This window comes from Saprospiraceae bacterium (genome assembly GCA_016712145.1).
Classification (GTDB): domain Bacteria; phylum Bacteroidota; class Bacteroidia; order Chitinophagales; family Saprospiraceae; genus Vicinibacter.
Genome location: JADJRO010000003.1, coordinates 687,143 through 707,029, shown reverse-complemented (window position 1 = coordinate 707,029; position 19,887 = coordinate 687,143). Strand labels below are relative to the sequence as shown.

General features: G+C 36.5%; 17 protein-coding genes. 11 read left to right on the top strand and 6 right to left on the bottom strand.

The window, feature by feature from the left end:
* Positions 1-87 precede the first annotated feature (87 nt).
* From IPK91_15575 to IPK91_15565, 3 genes are all read left to right on the top strand, one after another.
* On the top strand, positions 88-1,014 hold the full coding sequence (locus tag IPK91_15575) for a DUF3667 domain-containing protein (protein MBK8298664.1): 927 nt from the start codon (positions 88-90) through the stop codon (positions 1,012-1,014).
* Positions 1,015-1,340: 326 nt separating this feature from the next.
* Positions 1,341-1,610 carry a hypothetical protein gene (locus tag IPK91_15570; GenBank protein MBK8298663.1) on the top strand — a complete coding sequence of 90 codons (270 nt, stop codon included), beginning with the start codon at positions 1,341-1,343 and terminating at the stop codon, positions 1,608-1,610.
* A gap of 81 nt (positions 1,611-1,691) precedes the next feature.
* Complete coding sequence (locus tag IPK91_15565) at positions 1,692-2,222, top strand: SRPBCC family protein (protein MBK8298662.1); 531 nt, start codon at positions 1,692-1,694, stop codon at positions 2,220-2,222.
* Between the two features lie 89 nt (positions 2,223-2,311).
* On the opposite strand, the gene IPK91_15560 is transcribed toward IPK91_15565, so the two are convergent.
* The gene (locus tag IPK91_15560) at positions 2,312-3,586 is read right to left on the bottom strand and encodes a hypothetical protein (GenBank protein ID MBK8298661.1); all 1,275 of its coding nucleotides are present in this window, start codon (positions 3,584-3,586) and stop codon (positions 2,312-2,314) included.
* Between the two features lie 211 nt (positions 3,587-3,797).
* On the opposite strand from IPK91_15560, the gene IPK91_15555 reads away from it, so the two are divergent.
* The 8 genes from IPK91_15555 to IPK91_15520 all read left to right on the top strand — a co-directional run bounded on the left by IPK91_15555 (position 3,798) and on the right by IPK91_15520 (position 10,487).
* Complete coding sequence (locus tag IPK91_15555; GenBank protein MBK8298660.1) at positions 3,798-4,436, top strand: hypothetical protein; 639 nt, start codon at positions 3,798-3,800, stop codon at positions 4,434-4,436.
* The gene (locus IPK91_15550; GenBank protein MBK8298659.1) at positions 4,433-4,729 is read left to right on the top strand and encodes a transcriptional regulator; all 297 of its coding nucleotides are present in this window, start codon (positions 4,433-4,435) and stop codon (positions 4,727-4,729) included. The genes IPK91_15555 and IPK91_15550 overlap by 4 nt, the downstream gene beginning before the upstream one ends.
* 25 nt (positions 4,730-4,754) lie before the next feature.
* On the top strand, positions 4,755-5,993 hold the full coding sequence (locus IPK91_15545) for a DUF4153 domain-containing protein (protein MBK8298658.1): 1,239 nt from the start codon (positions 4,755-4,757) through the stop codon (positions 5,991-5,993).
* A 155-nt stretch (positions 5,994-6,148) separates the two neighbouring features.
* On the top strand, positions 6,149-6,562 hold the full coding sequence (locus IPK91_15540; protein ID MBK8298657.1) for a DUF1648 domain-containing protein: 414 nt from the start codon (positions 6,149-6,151) through the stop codon (positions 6,560-6,562).
* 10 nt (positions 6,563-6,572) lie between these two features.
* On the top strand, positions 6,573-6,956 hold the full coding sequence (locus tag IPK91_15535; GenBank protein ID MBK8298656.1) for a cupin domain-containing protein: 384 nt from the start codon (positions 6,573-6,575) through the stop codon (positions 6,954-6,956).
* Between the two features lie 27 nt (positions 6,957-6,983).
* The gene (locus IPK91_15530; GenBank protein ID MBK8298655.1) at positions 6,984-7,487 is read left to right on the top strand and encodes a GNAT family N-acetyltransferase; all 504 of its coding nucleotides are present in this window, start codon (positions 6,984-6,986) and stop codon (positions 7,485-7,487) included.
* Positions 7,488-7,739: 252 nt separating this feature from the next.
* Positions 7,740-8,135 (top strand): hypothetical protein, encoded by a 396-nt coding sequence (locus tag IPK91_15525; protein MBK8298654.1) that lies wholly within the window; start codon positions 7,740-7,742, stop codon positions 8,133-8,135.
* 312 nt (positions 8,136-8,447) lie between these two features.
* Positions 8,448-10,487 (top strand): T9SS type A sorting domain-containing protein, encoded by a 2,040-nt coding sequence (locus IPK91_15520; protein MBK8298653.1) that lies wholly within the window; start codon positions 8,448-8,450, stop codon positions 10,485-10,487.
* Positions 10,488-10,564: 77 nt separating this feature from the next.
* On the opposite strand, the gene IPK91_15515 is transcribed toward IPK91_15520, so the two are convergent.
* The 5 genes from IPK91_15515 to IPK91_15495 all read right to left on the bottom strand — a co-directional run bounded on the left by IPK91_15515 (position 10,565) and on the right by IPK91_15495 (position 19,852).
* Positions 10,565-13,156 (bottom strand): serine hydrolase, encoded by a 2,592-nt coding sequence (locus IPK91_15515; GenBank protein MBK8298652.1) that lies wholly within the window; start codon positions 13,154-13,156, stop codon positions 10,565-10,567.
* A gap of 335 nt (positions 13,157-13,491) precedes the next feature.
* The gene (locus IPK91_15510) at positions 13,492-14,241 is read right to left on the bottom strand and encodes a response regulator transcription factor (GenBank protein ID MBK8298651.1); all 750 of its coding nucleotides are present in this window, start codon (positions 14,239-14,241) and stop codon (positions 13,492-13,494) included.
* 2 nt (positions 14,242-14,243) lie between these two features.
* Positions 14,244-17,408 carry a histidine kinase gene (locus IPK91_15505; GenBank protein ID MBK8298650.1) on the bottom strand — a complete coding sequence of 1,055 codons (3,165 nt, stop codon included), beginning with the start codon at positions 17,406-17,408 and terminating at the stop codon, positions 14,244-14,246.
* A 223-nt stretch (positions 17,409-17,631) separates the two neighbouring features.
* Entirely contained in the window at positions 17,632-18,660 is a 1,029-nt protein-coding gene (locus IPK91_15500) for an MCE family protein (GenBank protein MBK8298649.1), read from the bottom strand.
* Positions 18,661-18,736: 76 nt separating this feature from the next.
* Positions 18,737-19,852 (bottom strand): N-acetylmuramoyl-L-alanine amidase, encoded by a 1,116-nt coding sequence (locus IPK91_15495; GenBank protein ID MBK8298648.1) that lies wholly within the window; start codon positions 19,850-19,852, stop codon positions 18,737-18,739.
* Positions 19,853-19,887: the final 35 nt, after the last annotated feature.

Here is a 19,887-nt window from a genome sequence, read left to right as displayed (position 1 = left end):
AAGTTGAATAAAAGCTTGCCTCCAAATAAAATACGCACTGAGCATTGCAAAAATTGCAATTACGATTTTAGGATTGACCTGCAGCATATGAAATACTGTCCTAATTGTGGTCAGGAAAATCACAGTCCCAGAAGGCCATTTTTTCATTACCTCTATGAATTGGTGGAAGGCATTTTTCATCTTGACAATAAAACCTGGTCGACCATAAAGACTTTGTTTCTACACCCAGGAAAAATTACCAAAGATTTTATTGAAGATAAACGCAATCGATATTCCCCACCAGTCAGAATGTATATCTGGTGTACAGCATTTTTTATGTTTAGTTTTTGGCTATTAATTGATCGGTATACACACTATACTGATATACTAGCTGAAGTAAACAAAACAATGAGTCAACGTTTTGATGCACTGTCTGATTCAACAAGTACATCAATTAATATTATTACAAGCGGATTTTGGCCTATGCTACATTCTGTACCTGTAAGCAACCAGCGGGTTTTAAAAAACATTCAGGATGCAGAAATTAAAAATTGGTTAAAAGAACAAAATTATCCTTACAATTTTTTTTACGTTCAATTGGTAAAAGCTTATAGAGCACAAATCAATAGTCAATTAAGTTTGTCTGCCTACACAAAAAAGATGACAGCAGCAAATAACATCCTATTTGTTGTGTTGCTTCCACTCAATGCATTTTTATTGTACCCTATTCTTTATAGAAAAAAATTATTATACTATGATTCAATGATTTTTACCATGCATTTAAATACCTGGATTCCACTTTTCCAATCAATATGGATATGGATTTTGGGATTGATTATGGTATATTCACATGCATCGCAAGCAATCTTTTTATCAATTCCTGTGATTAATGCAGTTTATTACTTTTTTGCATTAAAGAATGCATTTGGTCATACTTGGATAAGCACTCTGGCACGATGGATTCCTGCATTTATAATTGATACGCTCTACCATTGGGTAATTATTTTATTATATGCATCATGGCTTATGTCTTAGACAAATAAAAAAAGGAAAATTAATTTAAAGTCTAAATCAATAACAATAAGATGAAAATAACACCAATTTAGTTACTTTCAATTGGGACCCTCTGCATGAGCTTAACTTTATTGACAAGACATTTCTTTGAAACCCCTTCAGGTGTTAAAATTTTTTATTAAAGGACTTGGAGTTTCATTTATAATTTCATCCATGATTGTTAATAAAATGATTAAAAATAATTAGTACAACTTATGTTGAGTAAAAAAATAAATATAGGAATTGTTTTATCTGCTATCACCTTCTTGACAATACTTAATTATGATTACTGCCGTTGCTTTTGTTTTTTGACAAAAAACGTATGTGTCTATGTAAAAAATGAAAGTGGCCAAAACATTCCTTCGGGATATTTGACAGCCTATCAAAACGATACCATCAAGTTCTATAATATTAAAAACGGAAACGATGTTTGTTTAAAATATAGAGGTGGAGGTGAAAATGCGTTTAATTTAACTGTCAAATTATCTGACAATAAAACATTACAATATGGTGAATATTCAGAAGATGGCTATTGTTTTGACATAGTGGTCACCTCTAGAAGAATTGAATCCAGATAAGAAATCTATCTATAATTTATTAATAAGGTAAATTTTATTTCGGTTTATTACCTTTACAATTCAACAGTTTAAATTATAGAAATGAAAATTATACTTATAATTCTGATGGTTATTGCAGGCATTATAGCATTGCTTTTAATCCTGGCACTTTTCATGAAAAAAGAACATTATGTAAAATGTGAAACCATAATCAATGCGCCACGTCAAAAAGTATTTGACTACATCAAGCTGCTTAAAAACCAGGACCATTTCAACAAAAGTGCTATGGCGGGACCAGACCGAATTAGAGAATATAAAGGCACAGATGGGACGGTTGGATTTATTTATTCCTGGAGCGGAAACAAAGATGCCGGTCAGGGTGAAAAGGAAATTATAAATCTAATAGAAGGAAAAAAAATGGAGGCGGAAATTCGTTTTATAAAACCTATGAAAACTTCTTCCTATATTATAATGGACTTAGAATCTATCAGTGACAATCAAACCAAAGTATCCTGGAGCAATGCAGGTACATTAAACTATCCAATAAACATCATGATCCCCATGTTAGAAAAAATGCTTCCCAAGGACATGGACAGCAGTTTGACTAATTTGAAAAATATCCTCGAAAACTAATTTGTCAATACGAATGAACCAGCTATTGAGTTGATTATTCAGCCAGCTCAATTTTACAGCTACACTGATTAAAACAATTGTGACGTTTTCTATTTATCTTTATACACCCCCCGAATCTTCTTGGTTTCACTGAGGATCTGTCCAAAATGATCCTGGTATTTTCCGGATTGCAATTCAACATCAAACGTATCGGCAATTTTTTTTACAAGCAATCCATATTTAGTTGAATTTTCTACATATAAATTCTTGCTGAATGTCAAGCTTTGTTCGTCTTCCTTAAAACGAATATCCAATTTGGTATTTTCAAACTCAAGATCTAAACAATGACCTGTGTATTCATGGGTTTCATCCCGGACGATGTTCGCTTTCGTCCATCCCAATTGATTTAAAACAAAATCTAAAAAAACAGGCAACATGGATGGCTTCACCGGATACAAGGTATAATAAGCATCCGTCGAATCAAATCGACCGGTCCAATTGGGAGGCTTTTGATTTTGGATCAATTCCAGATGATAGCCCTCTTGCGCTTGGCGCCATTCAAAAAATCGATTGAACCATTGAAGGTTTGCTTCCTTGATGTTGATTAAGCGGGTCGCTGTATTATCAAATTTAACAGCATAGCCCGTATCCTTTAAATAATTATAGACCACCAGGGCATTTTCAGATTCAGGCAAATCTTCATCCTGAGTATTCCAGGATTGAAATTCTGCCAGAAAGACAATGCTTTTTTGATCGGGTGCAAAAGCCAATGCACCGTGTGGAACCGGAAATGAATAATTTTCAATGGGTTCATTGCTAACATGAAAATTCCATTTCTCAAAAGTTTGAATATCAAGAATCGTTTGTTCACCAATCATTAAAAAACGGCCACCTACCAGACGATTCAATTGCTCCAGATTGGTGGTGTCGCTTTTAGAAAATACTTCTTCATAAAGACCAGGCTGACCCTGATTGCTATCTAAAAATTGCAACGAAGCAAAATCGTGGGATTGTTTTAATAAGGGTTCAACTACCGGAGTACCCTCGTTGATATAAATTAAATAGAGATTTTGACTGCCTGCTATCAAGCTGGCTTGCTTGGCACCTTCTAAAGCATAGACATTCCATAAAAAGGGCAAGCCGGTATTGCTTTGTAAACCGCCCGGAAATTCAATGGCTTTGTTTTGGTATAAAATGGAATAGGCTACCTGGGTTCGATCAACCATCCCATAATTCATATTGAGCTCGCGGCCTGTGTTTGCCGTAGCGCGGATTGTAAAAGGTCCATAGGAAATATCCTTTTCAATCGTTCGAAAAGATTTTCTGCCATAAAACCAATAAATACAAGCGACCAAGCTGATCCCAATGAGGAGTAAAATTTTCATGAATTCATTTATAAAAGCAAATTAACAGAAAAAAATACATAATCCAAGAAATATCCACCTACGAGATTTTTCATTTAAGCAATTCGGACTCAATACACACTGTAATTCCATTAAGAATGTAGAAATATGCTAACATCAATAGTATTTTTTTAATGAATATACAATAATACGCTTTAAATGCGTTTACTTTGCATTACAAAGTACTTTTGAAATGAATGAACAAGACCATTTAAATACGCTTTCTGAGATAAAACAGCTCATGGAACGTTCTTCACGTTTCCTATCCCTCAGCGGACTTTCCAGTATCTGCATTGGATTGTACGCACTTGTTGGTGCTGCTGTTGGCTATTGGTATCTTCTAAATCAATCCATAGATTTAAACAGCTATTTTAAACAATTTGCAAGCGCTTCAGAGGGATCTACCTATAGCATAACCGTCTTTTTAATGATCGACACCCTGTTGGTTTTAATGTTGTCCATTCTAAGCACCTATCTATTTACCCAACGGCTAGCCAAAAAACAAGGAATGCAACATTGGGATGCAACTGCAAAACGTCTGTTGATCAATTTATTAATCCCATTTTTAACCGGAGCTTTTTTTTGCTTGATCCTCATCGTTCACCAACGAATCGAATGGATACTTTCTTCTATGTTGATCTTCTATGGGCTGGCCCTATTAAATGCAAGTCATTTTACCCGAACTGAAATTCGCTATCTGGGGTTATTGGAAATTCTTCTTGGATTGATTGCAGCCTTGGTTCCAGCTTATGGATTGCTATGCTGGGCAATTGGATTTGGGGTCTTGCATATCGTATACGGAATTCGTTTTTATTACAATTATGAACGATGAAAGAATTGATCTATGGTCTGAATCGCGAATTTGAAAGTCGAATCCGTTTAGGGATCATGTCCATACTGATGGTCAACGATAAAGTCGAATTTAAAAGCTTGAAAGAATTGCTTGAACTAACAGACGGCAATCTCGCAAGCCATTTGTCAGCTCTTGAAAAAGCAGGCTATCTAAAAGTAAAAAAACAATTTATAGATCGAAAACCGAACACCAGCTACAGCACCACCAGTGAAGGAAAAAAGGCATTTAATGCCCATTTAAAATTGTTGGAAAAATTCTTAAAAAAACAATAAACTCATCAACGTAAAATAGAACATCATGGACATACAATCACACATTGACAATCCAAAACAATTGGAAAAAATGTACCGCGACAATAAATCTGAATTTAAAGCAGCCTTGAAATTGCTTAATCCTCAGCAGATGGATCAAAAATTGATTGCCTATTGGAATGAACGAATTAACTATGATCGACCCGACATATCCTGGGGCAATCGAAATGAACTCCTGTTTTTATTGATTGCTTCACTTGTTGCAGGTGCATTGGCTAAAATACCGTCCTTATTTGATTTAAATCCTGAGTTGTTTTATCAGAGAAACATCGGATTTATAGTCTTTCCAATATTAACTTGTTACTTTGCCTGGAGCAGAGGACTGTCCATAAAAAGAACAATCTTTGCCGGTTTTATTTTCCTTTTTGGTGTTGTGTATATTAATTTATTGCCGTCGGCTGAAAAAAGCGATACCTTGATCTTAGCATGCATCCACTTGCCTTTATTGTTATGGGCCGTCGTAGGATTTTCCTATGCAAACGGGGAATTCAAAAACACATCCAAAATTCTTGAGTTTCTTCGATACAATGGGGACTTAATCATCATAACAGGCTTGATTTTAATTTCAGGCGGAATGCTTACTGGCATTACCATTGGTTTATTCTCTGTCATTGGAATTCAAATTGAGGATTTCTATTTTAATTACTTTGGGATCTTCGGAATTGCCGCTGCTCCTATCGTTGGTACGTACTTAACCCAAACAAATCCCCAATTAGTAAATAAAATTTCTCCTGTCATTGCAGGGATTTTCAGTCCGCTGGTATTCATCATGCTGCTTATTTATCTAGTGGCTATTTTCTATTCAGGAAAAGATCCATACAATGACCGCGAGTTTTTATTGATCTTTAATGCACTCTTAATAGGCGTGATGGCAATTATCTTGTTTTCAATTTCAGAAACCGGTAAACAACGCACGGGCAAATTAGGAAGCTATATCCTTTTGGGATTGTCACTAGTAACCATTATTGTAAATGGAATTGCACTTTCTGCCATTTTATATAGAATTTCAGAATGGGGAATTACCCCAAACCGCATGGCTGTATTGGGCGCAAATACCTTGATGTTGATTCACCTGGTTTTTATAACGATTCAACTCATGAGACATGTATTTAAAAAAGCTGAAATTCAGCGGGTGGAATATTCCATCGTTTTATTTATACCAGTTTACATTTTGTGGATCTGTTTGGTTACTTTTATATTCCCATTTATTTTTCAATTCAACTAATGCATAATGCACATGATTGCATAAACTGAGACAATGGACTTTACAGCTTGTAAAACTTTAAAACAAATAGTATAGACACCAGATTTAAAATAAAAAATCAAGAAAGTACTTTAGACAGCCTTGTTGAAGTATGCAGCTGGATTGCGCTCGTTGCGATGTGGGTCTTTCTCCTTGCAAATTATTCCGATTTGCCTGAAGTAATACCTCAGCATTACAATGCATATGGAAAAGCAGATGACTTTGGAAGTAAATCAAATTTATTTATTTTGGCAGGTATTGCAAGCCTACTCAATATAGGGCTTAGCGCTCTTAAAAAATATCCGCATCACTATAATTATTCGGTTGAAATTACGAAAGAAAATGCAATCAGACAATATGCAATCGCTACCAGAATGCTTCGCTATGTAAAATTAATTCTTGTATTGATTTTTAGTTCGTTAGTAATTAAAACCATCTTTATTGCAAAAGGAGGATCGCATGAACTTGGCTTTTGGTTTCTCCCCATTGCATTAGTTTGTTTGGTCGGTAGTATTGCTTATTTTATAATTTTATCCATTAGATCTAAATAAATACAAACGTATGCAAGCTAATCAGCATATTCAGTCCATTAATTTAATGCAAAAATTTTCATTGTTTGATAAACTTTGGACGCCTCATATCATTGGCGAACTAAACGGCCAATATGTTAAATTATGTAAACTTAAAGGCGACTTTGTCTGGCACAGTCATGAACATGAAGATGAATTGTTTATGGTTTTCAAAGGAACCCTGCTTATGGATTTTAGAGATGGCACGACGGTAGCAGTCCATGAAGGAGAAGTATTGATCGTTCCAAAAGGTGTAGAACACCGCCCCCATACGGATGGTGAACTGGTTTTTAATTTATTGTTTGAACCCAAAGAAACTGCTCATACCGGAACGGTGAAAAGTGAGATGACTGTAAACGAATTGGAATGGATCTGATTTAATGTAAAAGAATTATTTTTGAGAATGCAATTTTTGGAAACAGAACGTACCGTCCTGCGGCCCTTTATTATTGAAGACGGCATTTCACTTTTTAATTTAAATCAAGATCCGGATGTACTAAAATATACCGGGGATGTTCCATTCCATTCGTTGGAGGAGGCTAACAATTTTATAAAGCAATATATCAAGACCCAGGCACCTGGATTGGGACGATGGGCTGTCATCCATAAAACAACCGATCAATTTTTAGGTTGGTGTGGTTTAAAATACAATCCGGATCTCAATGAATATGATCTAGGTTTTAGATTTTTTAAAACATACTGGGGACAAGGATTTGCAACTGAAGCTTCAAGAGCTTGTTTAGATTATGGATTTCAACATTTGGATTTACCTGCAATCGTGGGACGGGCAATGGAACAAAATGCAGCTTCCATTTGCGTGCTTCAGAAAATTGGGATGCATTTTAGTAAATGCATTTTAGAAAAGGGAGTAGCGTGGCAGGTGTATGAGATAGCAAGAAAGAAATAAAGCTATGTCAGGAATTCAATTTACTGTCATTTCTTTTGGGTTTCTATAAAATAATTTACCATCCTCTGATGTTTTATAATCGATGCATTAGACAGCATTTAGTTAATGAATGGACATTTTGAATAATTTTATTTAAATTCGCTATAGGATTTAATTGAAATTTTTTAAAACGGAATTTATTGACACAAAAGATTTTAAGCAGGAACCGATTGACCGCATCTTAAAATTAGAAATTAAATTAATAATTATGCTATGAAATTGCTAGTACTCAGCCTGATCATTTTAAGTCTATCTTGCAACCAACAAAATGACCTGGATATTGAACCCAATCTAAACGGTCGATGGATTTGGGAAAAATCTGAAGGTGGAATTGGCGGATGGACCCTAAGCCATTTAAATCAAAATTACTCGAAAAGCCTGATCATCGATGGCACACGTTATCTTGAATTTATCAATGACAGCTTGGTATATGAAAGCAATTTTAAATACAAAAAGATTTTGAATCCTGCAAACGATGTCAATTGGCTTATGGATTTTGGTGGTTTCAACAATGCAGCAATTTACCTGCATAAAAATATATTGGTACTTAACGAAATTTGTGATGATTGTTTTAGTCATACCTATATCAGAAATCTTAAATTTCATTGAGCACATTTTTACACACTCTTTCCATACGCTGCAGTTAAAAGCACAGGATCTCAAATATCCAATTTTGAATATCACATGCTCCAGTTAATTACTTAAAACAATACTTACCAAAAATAATATCCTACTATTTTATTACGATTCACAGACAACATTTTAGTACCTTAAGGGGTCTTCTTCTTTAAGCTATGGTTCTATGGTTCTTATGGCCTTTCACTCTATAGATTGATAAACTAAGAGTCTTTTAGTCCAAGAGTCAGAATGTCAAACAGCTTTTCATTTATCGATCTAATTTGCCTCTATTAAAAAATTGCAATGAATAATCACAAAAACTATCTAATCGCAAGCTTCAGTATCGTTCAGTTCCTTCTTGCAACCGCATTTTCGCAAACTGCAACGATCAATGTATCTACGAATACAAAATACCAGTTTATTGACGGATTTGGAGCCCATCAAGGCGATGCTTCCGTAAATCAGTCCTGGTGGAACCAATTGTATTTTGACGACATGGGCTGCAGCATTTATAGAGTGGATCTGACACCCAGTTTAATTTCTCCCTATTCAGATCTCAGTTATTTCTCTCCCTGGTTTATGGGTTCATCCGTAAAAAACGTATTTAACTTTGAAGACGCTGCCAACCCGGATGGTCCTGAAGGAAATCGGGTTCGAACCTATACAAATCCCACAGATTATTCAAGAAGTTTTGGAGGTCGAAATGCGCCCATTGCCGTAATGGGTCCGGATATGGAAAAGAACATCAGCTATTTTCGATATCAGACGGATGGAGCCATTCCAACCGGAAAAGCCAAGATCCCGCAATTGGGTGACTTCAAATTGGTAGGATCTATCTGGTCGCCGCTCCCTTGGTTAAAAGTCAGTTCCGGAAATCGCTACAATCAAAACTGGTGGCCGGGACCGGTTGCCAATACTCCATGGCCTTTTGTATGGGGCGGTAATTTTGCAGGAGGTCGTTTGGATGTTTCAGGAACACCCCTTGCAATTTTTAATGATCAATCTCAGGGTGGAACCGGACCTACTTCTTCACTTACTCAATTTGCACGCAGTACGGCTGCATACATTGCCGGATATCAACGATTTCATGGGATGAATTTTTATGCGATCAGCATTCAAAATGAATTAAATTTTGAAGAGTATTATTCCAGCATGACCTATCCCCTTTCTTCGCAATACATAGCCGCACTTAAAGCCGTTCGAAATGAATTTGATAAATACCCCGAATTAAAATCCATCCGCATCATGGGACCCGAGGATTTGCTGGGAGGTGATTCCTATGGTTTATGGGAATATGGTGGACCCACTCATAAAAATTTACAATACCTGCGTACCATCGGACAAGATCCAGATGCATTAAAAGCCATTGACTTTTTCTGTATTCATGGCTATGCAAATGATGGTGTAACCGCAGCGGGTGCAAATCCAAATTTATGGAATTGGTGGGTTAATGGATGGAATGCCAGTCCGGCACCTGGAATACCTGCAAACATCAAAGGATTTTCTTCCTTCAATAAAAAATCCTGGATGACCGAAACGTCTGGTGAAAGTCCGGAATGGTTATTTCCAGCAAACGGATTTCCAGGAGACGGTGCTTTTGGAATTGGTATTCGCATTCATCAAGCTTTAACAACCGGTATGGAAAGCGCCTGGATCTATTGGACATTTACAACGGCTGACAACAATGGCAATGTTACAAATTATGGATTAACCAATTCAAATGCTTCCACCAATTCGCCAAAATACAATGCAGCTAAACACTATTATAAATTTATTCGTCCGGGAGCTCAACGCATTTTCTGCATTACAAACGGTTCAACAGATTTATTGGGCAGTGCATATTTGCATGATACGGATCATACCTTGACCATCGTTCTCATCAATACACGGAATTCAGTTCAAACTGCTTTATTAAATTTACCCTATAGTGGATTGCAATTCAATCAATTTACATCCTATTTAAATAATTATTGGAAATCCAGCAACTTGAATGTAAGCGGATTGCAAACAAATATTTCCTTACCAGCTTACAGCATCGTTACGATGAAAGCATCCATTCCTGTAACTGCAACCAATGAATCAAACTCTAATATTAAATTTCAAATCATTCCAAATCCTGCCAGTACACAGACATTTGTAAATTTTGAATTGAATGAATCCCAGGATGTTTCACTATCCATTTTTGATATTCACGGAACTAAGATTCAAACTTTTACAAACGGAACCTTGGCTTCCGGTTTGCACACTATCCCGTTAGCTGTTTCCAATTTGGTGAAAGGTGTTTATATTATTGAGCTCGTTCACGGGCATGAGCGAATAACAAAAAAACTGCTTGTTGAATAAATAAAATTTATAAAACATCTTTAAAATCGCTTGGACTACATTCTTTGTCCAAGCGATTTTAAAGATTCCAATATCATTTAATTGGAATTCATCTTGATTAGTTTAACTGTTTTGATTTTATCGTTTGAAATCCAATTTAAAAAATAAATTCCACTGCTTAAGCCATTTAATTGAACAATGGCTGAATTGCTTCCAGAAACATAAGCTTGTTGTATTTCCTTTAATAAAGTCCCTTTGAAATCCGTTATCTGAATGAGCCCTGTCCCAAATTTTGTCTCATTAAAACTTAGGTGAACAGATTCATTGCATGGATTGGGATAAACAGATAAGGTCAATCCCAAATCATCCGGCTGTTTAATACTTTGGCAAGGAACTGTTATTGAAAGTTTTTTAACTGGACCATTTCCACATGCATTTTTTGCAATTACTGAAACATCCCCGCCATTTGCACCTATTAATACTTTGATGTTATTGGTATTGCTTCCGGAAAGTATCACAGATCCAGTAGGAACCGTCCACTGGTAGGATGTAGCACCTGTAACCGCTGCGATGTAATAGTTTTGTGTTGAACCAGCGCAAGGTGCTGTATTCCCATAAATTGTTCCAGCAACTGAAGGAACGCCATATACAAGCAATTTCCTAGGGGCACTGGAGCCACAATTATTATTGGCTGTGACTTGTATGTACCCACTATAAAATTGTTGAAACTTTATACTGACAGCGGTATCACCCGGACTTTGATATGTTGTAATTTCTGCACCTGGAATGTCAGTAGTCCAGGTATAATTTAAAGCCGATTCTACCGTCCGTATTGAATAGCTGGAAGTAGCATTGCAATTTGCATACACTTTTCCAACGATTGAACCAGGTACGGCTGGAACAGAACTAATCGTTATTTTTCTTTTTGGACCCAAACCACAGGCATTATACATTAACACACTTAAACTTCCACTTATAAAATTGCCATTGAAGTTTATACTAATTGAATGCGTTCCTTGTCCCTGGGTGATTGTTGATCCAGGTGGAGGCGTCCAATAATATTGTACATCATTCACTTGGCTTACTGAATACGTTCCACTTGAATTTGCACACACGGCAAACGTTTGTCCAACAATTGGATCCGGCAATCCAGGAATTGTTATGACTTTTACTGTAGTTGGATTGGATACCGCCTTGCATCCAATTGAATTTGTTACCGTGACAATATAATTTCCAGCAGTTGCTACTTCAATGCTTTGTGTTATTGCACCCGTATTCCAAAGATATGAACTGGCTTGATTTGCTGTAAGTTCCAATTTGCTTCCTTGACATATAGTTGTTGAACCATTTGCGGTAATAATCGCATTGGGCATTGGATTTACAGTGATTGCCAATTTTGCGATAGCACCTTCACCATAGTCATTTACACCGCGTACGATTATAGTTCCGGAAATTGCATTCGATCCAAAATGAATGCTTATACTATTCGTTGAACTAAAGCCTTGTGCTCCATCAGGAAGGGTCCATATATAACTCGTCGCATTTTTAATGGCCGGTATGGTATAGACAACATTCGATTGTCCCTGGCAAACTGTAGTCAATCCTGTTATTAAACCTGGACAGGCTGGTAAATAATCTACCAACACCTGATACAATGATGCGGTGATTCCATCAGATGCAGAAGGAAAAGAATTTGAAAGACCACAAACTACTGCCTTCATGCAAGGATCATAAATCATACGTGTTTTATAACCCAGTGTTTGACCTCCATGACCCCAACAGAGATTTCCAAAGAACGTATACTTAGCAAAACCCAAACCGTAATTTCCAGGAGTGAGAAAATTAGTCAACTCTGCTAAAGAATTTGGCGACAAGATATTTCCATCCAACAATGCATGATACCATTGTGCCATTTCACTTACGGTTGAAAATATAGCACCTGCAGGTCCGCTCGCGCTATTTAAAGACAATCTGGACGTATCGTGAAAATCAATCCCATTATACCATCGGTGTGAAATCGTACCGATCGGAGCTTCTTCAACATCACTGAATGTGCTGTCTAATTGCAGTGGAGTTAATAAGCTATCTCTGATGAGCTTTGCAATGGATTGCCCGGTTGCACTTTTGACAATTAAACCTGCCAATATATAATTCGTGTTAGAATAATAAAAATTCGTACCGGGAGTAAATCGCATGGGGCCAATCCATTTTAATACTTCCTCAGGTTTCCAAATCCGGTCATGTTTTTTTAATATGGAATCTAAATGCGCTTGTGTATAAAACATATCATCAATGCCACTCCGGTGATTCAATAGTTGACGAATTGTGACATTTGGATTGATATTATTATAATTTGGCAACCATTCATGGAGTGAATCCTCTAATGATAAAACCTGTTGCTCCGCAAGCTTTAATAACATCACCGAAGTGAATAATTTAGAATTACTGGCCAGTCCAAACTCCATGTCCGCCGTAATTGGATGGCCGCTGTACGACAGCCCGCTTGCCCCCGTCCATATACCTTGACCGGGATAATACACACTCGCTGCCATCCCTTTCGTGTTCGGATTTGATGACACCAAGGCATCTAATTTCTGTTGTAACTTAGAAGCCAAATTGGGATTAAAAGATTGCCCAATTGCATTTCCAAATGTAGAAAACACAATAACCAATTGAATTAATTTTTTCATAGTTAGAATTATAAGTAAATAATAATTTAATTTATTCCAATAAAACCTACCAGTCATTGAAGTACTTGCAAAAGACTATGTAATGACTTTACAAACCAATTGCCCGACACTTACGTCCTATGGCAATCATTAAAATAAAATATGCTACTGAATCAAAAAGTCAGAAGTAAAAAGTATTGAATAAATAAAAAAGGTAAGGTTAAAGCTTGATTGTAGATTAAATAAGAATAAACTTATTTAATCCTTCACAAATATGAATCAATTAAACAGCTTAGAAAGCGAGAATTTACTTGCGGTAGAAACTAATATACAACTGGTATCCGGAAAAACACCAATTACCTTCGAATGAAATTATTTAAAAAATCGTCTTTTCTTCGCTTGGCAACTTCAATTTGTTCGCCATTACTCATCACAACCGAACCGCCTTCTCCCCGCAAATATTTTTTTACTTCTGCAATGTTGACGATGGAGGAATGGTGCACTCTAAAAAAATTATATTCCGATAATAATTCTTCATACTCACCCAGGTTTTTTGAAGTTACCAATTTCTCTCCTGAATTCAAATAAAAAATGGTATACTGACGATCGGATCGCAAATACATGATTTCATTAACAGGAACAATCGTAAGTCCATCAACAGAAGGGAGTGCCAATTGATAGATTCCGGATTTGGACTCATTCAAATTTTGCTTAAATACAGCTATTTTTTTATTGGATTTAGGTGTTGTCGTGGCATTGCTAATTTTACCGACTGCCAATTGCAATTCATCAATATCGATTGGCTTTAATAAATAATCCAGGGCACATGCCTTAATTGCTTTAAGCGCATACTGTTCAAAAGCAGTTGTAAAAATAATTTCAAACTGGATGTCAACAAACTTATTTAATAAATCAAATCCGGATTCTCGTTGCAACTCAATATCTAAAAAAATAACATCCGGATGATGTTGCACGATGCATTGATAGCCTTCCTCAACGGTTTGGGCTTCACCAACGATACGAACTTCCGGACAATACTCAATCAATAAATTTTTAAGCAACTTAATGCTTCTAGGTTCATCCTCAATAATAATTGCTTTGATCATACTTATATATCTATTGGAATCTCAATTGTAACACACGTTCCTAAAATGGTGCCCTTCGCATCCTTTATATCTTTAATTTCAATGGATACTTTATGATTGCTCAACCTGGCCAATGTGTCAACACGTTCTGTACTAAGCCGAACAGCCATCGACTCATGAACGAGCCCCTTCTGTTTTTGAATGATCGCAGCAGCTTCTCTTCCAATTCCGTTATCTGTAATTGAACAGATCAGGAACTTCTCAGCTTTCTGCAAACGAATTTCAACAAATCCAGCTGTTTCTTTATGCAGCAATCCATGAACCAATGCATTTTCTACAAAAGGTTGAATGAGCATCGATGGAATTTCAATCATTTCTACATTTAGTTTGGGGTCAATATCAAAATGGTAAGAGAATTTTGGTGAAAATCGAAGGGATTCCAACTCCAAATAATATTCCAGAATCTTTAATTCCTCTGCGATCGTATGGGTATTCTTACTAGCGTTTTTTAAAATAAGTCTGATAAGCTTTGAAAACTTAGAAAGATATCTAAGCGCGAGTTCGTTTTCTGATTCTGATATGAGTTGTTGGATCGCGTTTAAAGAATTAAAAATAAAATGTGGGTTCATTTGTGCACGAAGTGCTATTAATCGCGCTTCTGCAATTTGACGAACGGTATCTGAATTCAACTGCTCTAACTTCTTTATCGAATTTATTCTCCTGGTGTATATAAAATACCCGATGCTGATTAAAAGTAAACCAAGCATTGACCTAAACCAATTTCTTTTCCAATAGGGAGCGGATATCGTTAGGTGCAATTGGCGGCCTTGTTTATTCCATATCCCGTCATTATTTGAGGCGATTACATGCAAGGTATATTTTCCAGGAGGTACATTGTTGATACTTCCGAAGCGGTAGGTACCTGTATGCACCCAGTTTTCATGAAAACCCACCAATTGATAGGCATATTGATTTTTCTCCGGATGATTGAAATTAAAGGAAGTCATTTCAAAAGAAAATGAATTCTGAGTATGATTCAAGTTCAACTCAGTCAGGCCATTTTTATTTACTATGTCATACGCTTGATTTCCTATTTTAAAAGATTCAATTTGTACTTTAGGTATGTATTGATTGGTTAGGATATGTTCCGGATTAAAAATATTGAAACCATTTATCCCACCAAAACAAAGGGCTCCTGATTTTAATATGATTCCTGCAAACGTATTAAACGCATTGCTTTGAAGCCCATCACTCCTGGTAAATCTCGTAAACGTATCCATGGTATAATCTGGTAGCATTTTGACCTGATATAATCCTTGATGCGTACCTAGCCAAAGGGTTGAATTGCTTGCTAAGACGATGGATCGAATGTCCCCTTTTAAAATGGGATCATTGGTTTCGACAGGCATTATTTTTCCACTGGATCTAATCCAAATATATATTCCTCTATCAGATGCCATCCAGATATTTCCGAGCGAATCTTCCGTAAATTGATGCACGGTGCTTGCTTTAAAATCGGATGTATGGAAACGCGAATAAAGGATTTTAAATGAATCATCCACATTTAATATTCCGGCACGTGCAGTGGATAACCAAAGCGTTTTTCTGCTATCCTCAAAGATTGTTATATAAAAGGAATGCCGCAACTTTTCAATGATTGGATTATTGTAGCGATTTTCAAAAATTCCCTGCTTGGACTTTAGTCGACAAACCAGACTGTTGCTTGCCACCCAAACTTCGCCATTTTTACGAACTTCAACATCAAAGGCGACTCTTCCCGGCAATGAATTCGGATCGCTTTCTGAATATAAATAGCGCTTCCAAATTTTAGCTTTTGGATTGTATGCATTAAGTCCATTTTCTGTTGCAATCCAGATCGTTTCTGAAGAATCCATATCAACAGCATAGATGTAATTATCTGAAAGCGAATTTCGATCATTCAAATTATGTTTGAAACAGCTAAACGCATTTGATTTCACATCGAAATACATCAAACCATTTTTAGTTCCAATCCATAAATTTGACTTTTTATCTTCACAAAAACTGGTGATATCATTTTCACACATGGAGAATTGCTTTCCAGGCTGCAAGACATACAGGTCAAAAGGTTCGCCTGATAAATTTACTCGATCAATACCCCTACTCGAAGTACCAATCCAAATCATTCCTGCATGATCCTCAAATATTGAAGTCGTTTTATCATCAGACAAACTATTTATATTGAATGGGTCGTGCGTATAATGTTGCCAGTCTTTTAAATCAGTATTATAAAACAAAACCCCATTAAACGTAGTGGCTACCCAGGTATTTCCATTCGAATCACAAAATAGATCACTGATCCGTTTTGCCGCATTTTGCATTGCGATCGTTGGAAATTGAATGCGTACATAGTCCTTTCGGACAGTGTCAAATAAATAGATTCCCTTCGAATAATAATTGATCCAAAGTTTTCCCTTTTTATCCAGGCTTAAAAATGTACTGTGGTTTTCAATTTCAGAAGTCCTGTTTTTTGGATCCAATAGGTATTCATCAAAGGTTTTTGTCGAAATTGAAAAACGATATAATCCAGATAATGTGGTCATCCATAAAGACCCATTTTGATCGGCCACCATATCGATGATGCGATTCTTAGCATGAATTTCTGAAGCAGTCCCTAAGGTATCATGAACGTAATTTATAAAATCATGCGTTTGCTCATTGTATTTCAATAAACCTTTTCTGGTACCTACCCAAATCGTGTGGTGCTCATCTTCAACAATTACAAACACATCGTTGTGAGGCAAACTGTTGACATTTCCTTTTTCATGCCGAAACATTTTACAATCCATTGAAATCGGATCAAATAAAATCAAACCAACAGACCCATACCACATTCTACCTTTGCTATCTTTAAAGACACAAGCGATTCGCGAATTGCTATCTTCGGGTGCATCTTTTTGACAAGCTTTTATAAAACGGGAACTGTACCCATTGAATTTTGATAAACCATAATCCCCACCAATCCAAATAAAACCCTCATCATCTTGTGTTGCACAATTTATTGAATTATCGGTGAGTCCATTTTCAATATTTAAGTGTTGGAAACTGAGTCGATGTGGTTGACCCGCCAAATTAAAGGAGCTCAGCAAACCCATTGTTAGTAATACCCATAAGGTTACAAAGGGGTTTACTTTAGCATGAGTTGACATTCCTTGTAAAATTACTAAAATAATGAGTCAATAAAAATCCATTTACAGTTAAAGAATTGACCCAGTGCGATTTTCAATTGACCGGCGGACACTTAAATTCAGAAATCGTATTAAAATGAATGCCCGACTTATTAAATGAATGGCTTCGATTAAAATTTAGCCCAATTATTTTTTCAAATGTTATGAGGAATTAATCCAAAAGAAAGGGTTAATGCATCGTATATTAACGTTTCTCTGCCGGATCATTTTCAGGCAAGCTGTATTCTTTTGCTTTCTTTCCAAATACTGAAACGTGAATATAACGCTTTGGATTGAGGCGTAAATCCTGCATCAACAGACTTAAGTTATGCGAGGTATTGTTTAGATTTTGGTATAAGGCAGGATCTTTAATTAATTTAGTAAGACTGCCATTGCCTGATTGTACTTCGGTTAATATAGAATTTAATGTAGCGATGCTCGCTTTACTATCTCGAAGCGTTTTATTGAGCTCTTGCATGGTTTCCTCCGTTGATTTTACCAATTTACCCGGATCCGATTGATTGATATTGGCAGAAATTTTTTCAATATTTTGCAAGGTCTTTGAAACTGAATTTGCATTGCTTGCTAAACTCGTAGTCAATACATCCAGATTTGAAAGTGTTTTATCCAAATGCACCGTTGAGGCATTTAGCAATTGATTTAAACTTTTAGTAGCCTTAGCAAGATTATCTAATATGAAATGAATATTTTTTACAGTTGCAGCGACCTGAACATTTTGATTTAAACTACTCGTATCCAAAATATGATTTAATTCTTCACCAAATGTTTGGGTATAATCTTTTAATTCATCTTTACTAAACATGCTGGAGAGTGTGCCCGCGATTTCTGCATTTGTAATCATGGATTTATTAGCTAAACAATCATTGGTGCAATACTCTTCAAATTGAAGTACAATTGCTTTCCCTCCCATTAATCCCTGACTTACTAAAATAGCTTTAACAGATTTAGGAATGTTGATTTCATTTTTAACTTCAATGGTAACCAGGATCATTTTAGGATTGTCCGGATCCAATTGCAGTTTAGTAACTGTACCCACTTTATATCCTCTGGTTAATACCGGAGAGGAGGGATCCATTTGTCCAACATCCGGATATTTTATGTAATAGGTTTTGGAGCGATCCAGCAAATTGCTGCCTTTTAAATATTTATAACCAAAAATCAACAAGGCAAGGGTAACAATACCTAATAATCCGACTTTAACTTCGTTGCGCAAGGCTCTGAATTTATTTTTTTAAAAAGAGGTGCTAATTTACGTATTTTATATCAGGGGACAACGGGGCAATATCAGACTATTTAGTTTGTTTCTGATCTTCTTTAAACTTAATGATAAAAGCATCTTTAAAACCTTGCTGTTTCATTCGTTCCTTTTCCTCGTTTGCATCTTCCTGGCTTATAAAACTACCATAAACCAATTTGTATGCACCCTCCTCCTGAAGAATTTCGTAATTAGGATCCGAATACCAAACAGATCCCTGGGCCGGTTTGTTCTTGGCAGCAGCAAGCTGAATTTTATAAATAACCAAGGATTCCTCTGAAACAGACTTTACCGCTGCTTTGGATTGAATGTCCTGCATGGCAATGCTTGGATATACCGGGTTTACAGAGAAATACCGCACAATGCCTCGGGCAATCATTTCGGCGAGTTCCTGTTGACCTTTCGCAGAGCACAGATAGGATACTTCCTCCGGATGGGTCATGTAGCCACACTCGATCAAAACTGCAGGCATACTTACTTGATGCAACACATGAAATCCTGCCTGTTTGACTCCTTTGCTATGCCCAGGATGCTCTAAATCGAACTCGGATTCAATGGATTTTGCCAAAGCAATGCTTTTTTGCAAATGTTGATCCTGGATATGATTTAGTACGATAAAGGACTCCGGCGATTCGAAATCAATGCCTTTATAGTGAAAATCACTGCCATGTTCCAAAGCAATTGCATTGTTCTCCCTTCGAGCTACTTCCAGGTTTTCCTTGGCCTTATGCAATCCCATCACATAGGTTTCTGTTCCCCTGACCTTCGACTGATTTGATGGCACTGCATTGCAATGAACAGAAATAAACAGTTCAGCATCAAGGTCATTCGCGATCCGGGCGCGTTCATGCAAGGCAACAAAGACATCCGATTCCCGGGTAAAATAAATAGCAGCTCGGGGAAGTTTTTCAGCCAATATACCCTGCACTTTCTTACAAACGGCCAAGGTAATTTGCTTTTCAGTACAATCCTTCCCTTTTGCCCCGTCGTCCTGACCACCGTGTCCGGGGTCTAAAACGATGGTCGGTCCACCGTACGTAGACAAATTTTGAGCCCTGGATATAACCGGACCAAAATAAAGCGTTAAGCTTATTAAATTATAGACAATAAATTGCATTGCAAGGCATGCCCTGTTATCGTAGTTTTGCATTTTGAGTTTTCTTAGTACAAATATACATATTAAAT

Bases quoted from the DNA above. Each gene is read 5' to 3' on its own strand.
- IPK91_15495 (MBK8298648.1), bottom strand. From the start codon at position 19,852: ATGCAAAACTACGATAACAGGGCATGCCTTGCAATGCAATTTATTGTC.
- IPK91_15560 (MBK8298661.1), bottom strand. From the start codon at position 3,586: ATGAAAATTTTACTCCTCATTGGGATCAGCTTGGTCGCTTGTATTTAT.
- IPK91_15575 (MBK8298664.1), top strand. From the start codon at position 88: ATGAAATACTGTCCTAATTGTGGTCAGGAAAATCACAGTCCCAGAAGG.
- IPK91_15520 (MBK8298653.1), top strand. From the start codon at position 8,448: ATGAATAATCACAAAAACTATCTAATCGCAAGCTTCAGTATCGTTCAG.
- IPK91_15550 (MBK8298659.1), top strand. From the start codon at position 4,433: ATGAAAGAATTGATCTATGGTCTGAATCGCGAATTTGAAAGTCGAATC.
- IPK91_15535 (MBK8298656.1), top strand. From the start codon at position 6,573: ATGCAAGCTAATCAGCATATTCAGTCCATTAATTTAATGCAAAAATTT.
- IPK91_15510 (MBK8298651.1), bottom strand. From the start codon at position 14,241: ATGATCAAAGCAATTATTATTGAGGATGAACCTAGAAGCATTAAGTTG.
- IPK91_15525 (MBK8298654.1), top strand. From the start codon at position 7,740: ATGAAATTGCTAGTACTCAGCCTGATCATTTTAAGTCTATCTTGCAAC.
- IPK91_15505 (MBK8298650.1), bottom strand. From the start codon at position 17,408: ATGTCAACTCATGCTAAAGTAAACCCCTTTGTAACCTTATGGGTATTA.
- IPK91_15565 (MBK8298662.1), top strand. From the start codon at position 1,692: ATGAAAATTATACTTATAATTCTGATGGTTATTGCAGGCATTATAGCA.
- IPK91_15530 (MBK8298655.1), top strand. From the start codon at position 6,984: ATGCAATTTTTGGAAACAGAACGTACCGTCCTGCGGCCCTTTATTATT.
- IPK91_15515 (MBK8298652.1), bottom strand. From the start codon at position 13,156: ATGAAAAAATTAATTCAATTGGTTATTGTGTTTTCTACATTTGGAAAT.
- IPK91_15545 (MBK8298658.1), top strand. From the start codon at position 4,755: ATGGACATACAATCACACATTGACAATCCAAAACAATTGGAAAAAATG.
- IPK91_15555 (MBK8298660.1), top strand. From the start codon at position 3,798: ATGAATGAACAAGACCATTTAAATACGCTTTCTGAGATAAAACAGCTC.
- IPK91_15540 (MBK8298657.1), top strand. From the start codon at position 6,149: ATGTGGGTCTTTCTCCTTGCAAATTATTCCGATTTGCCTGAAGTAATA.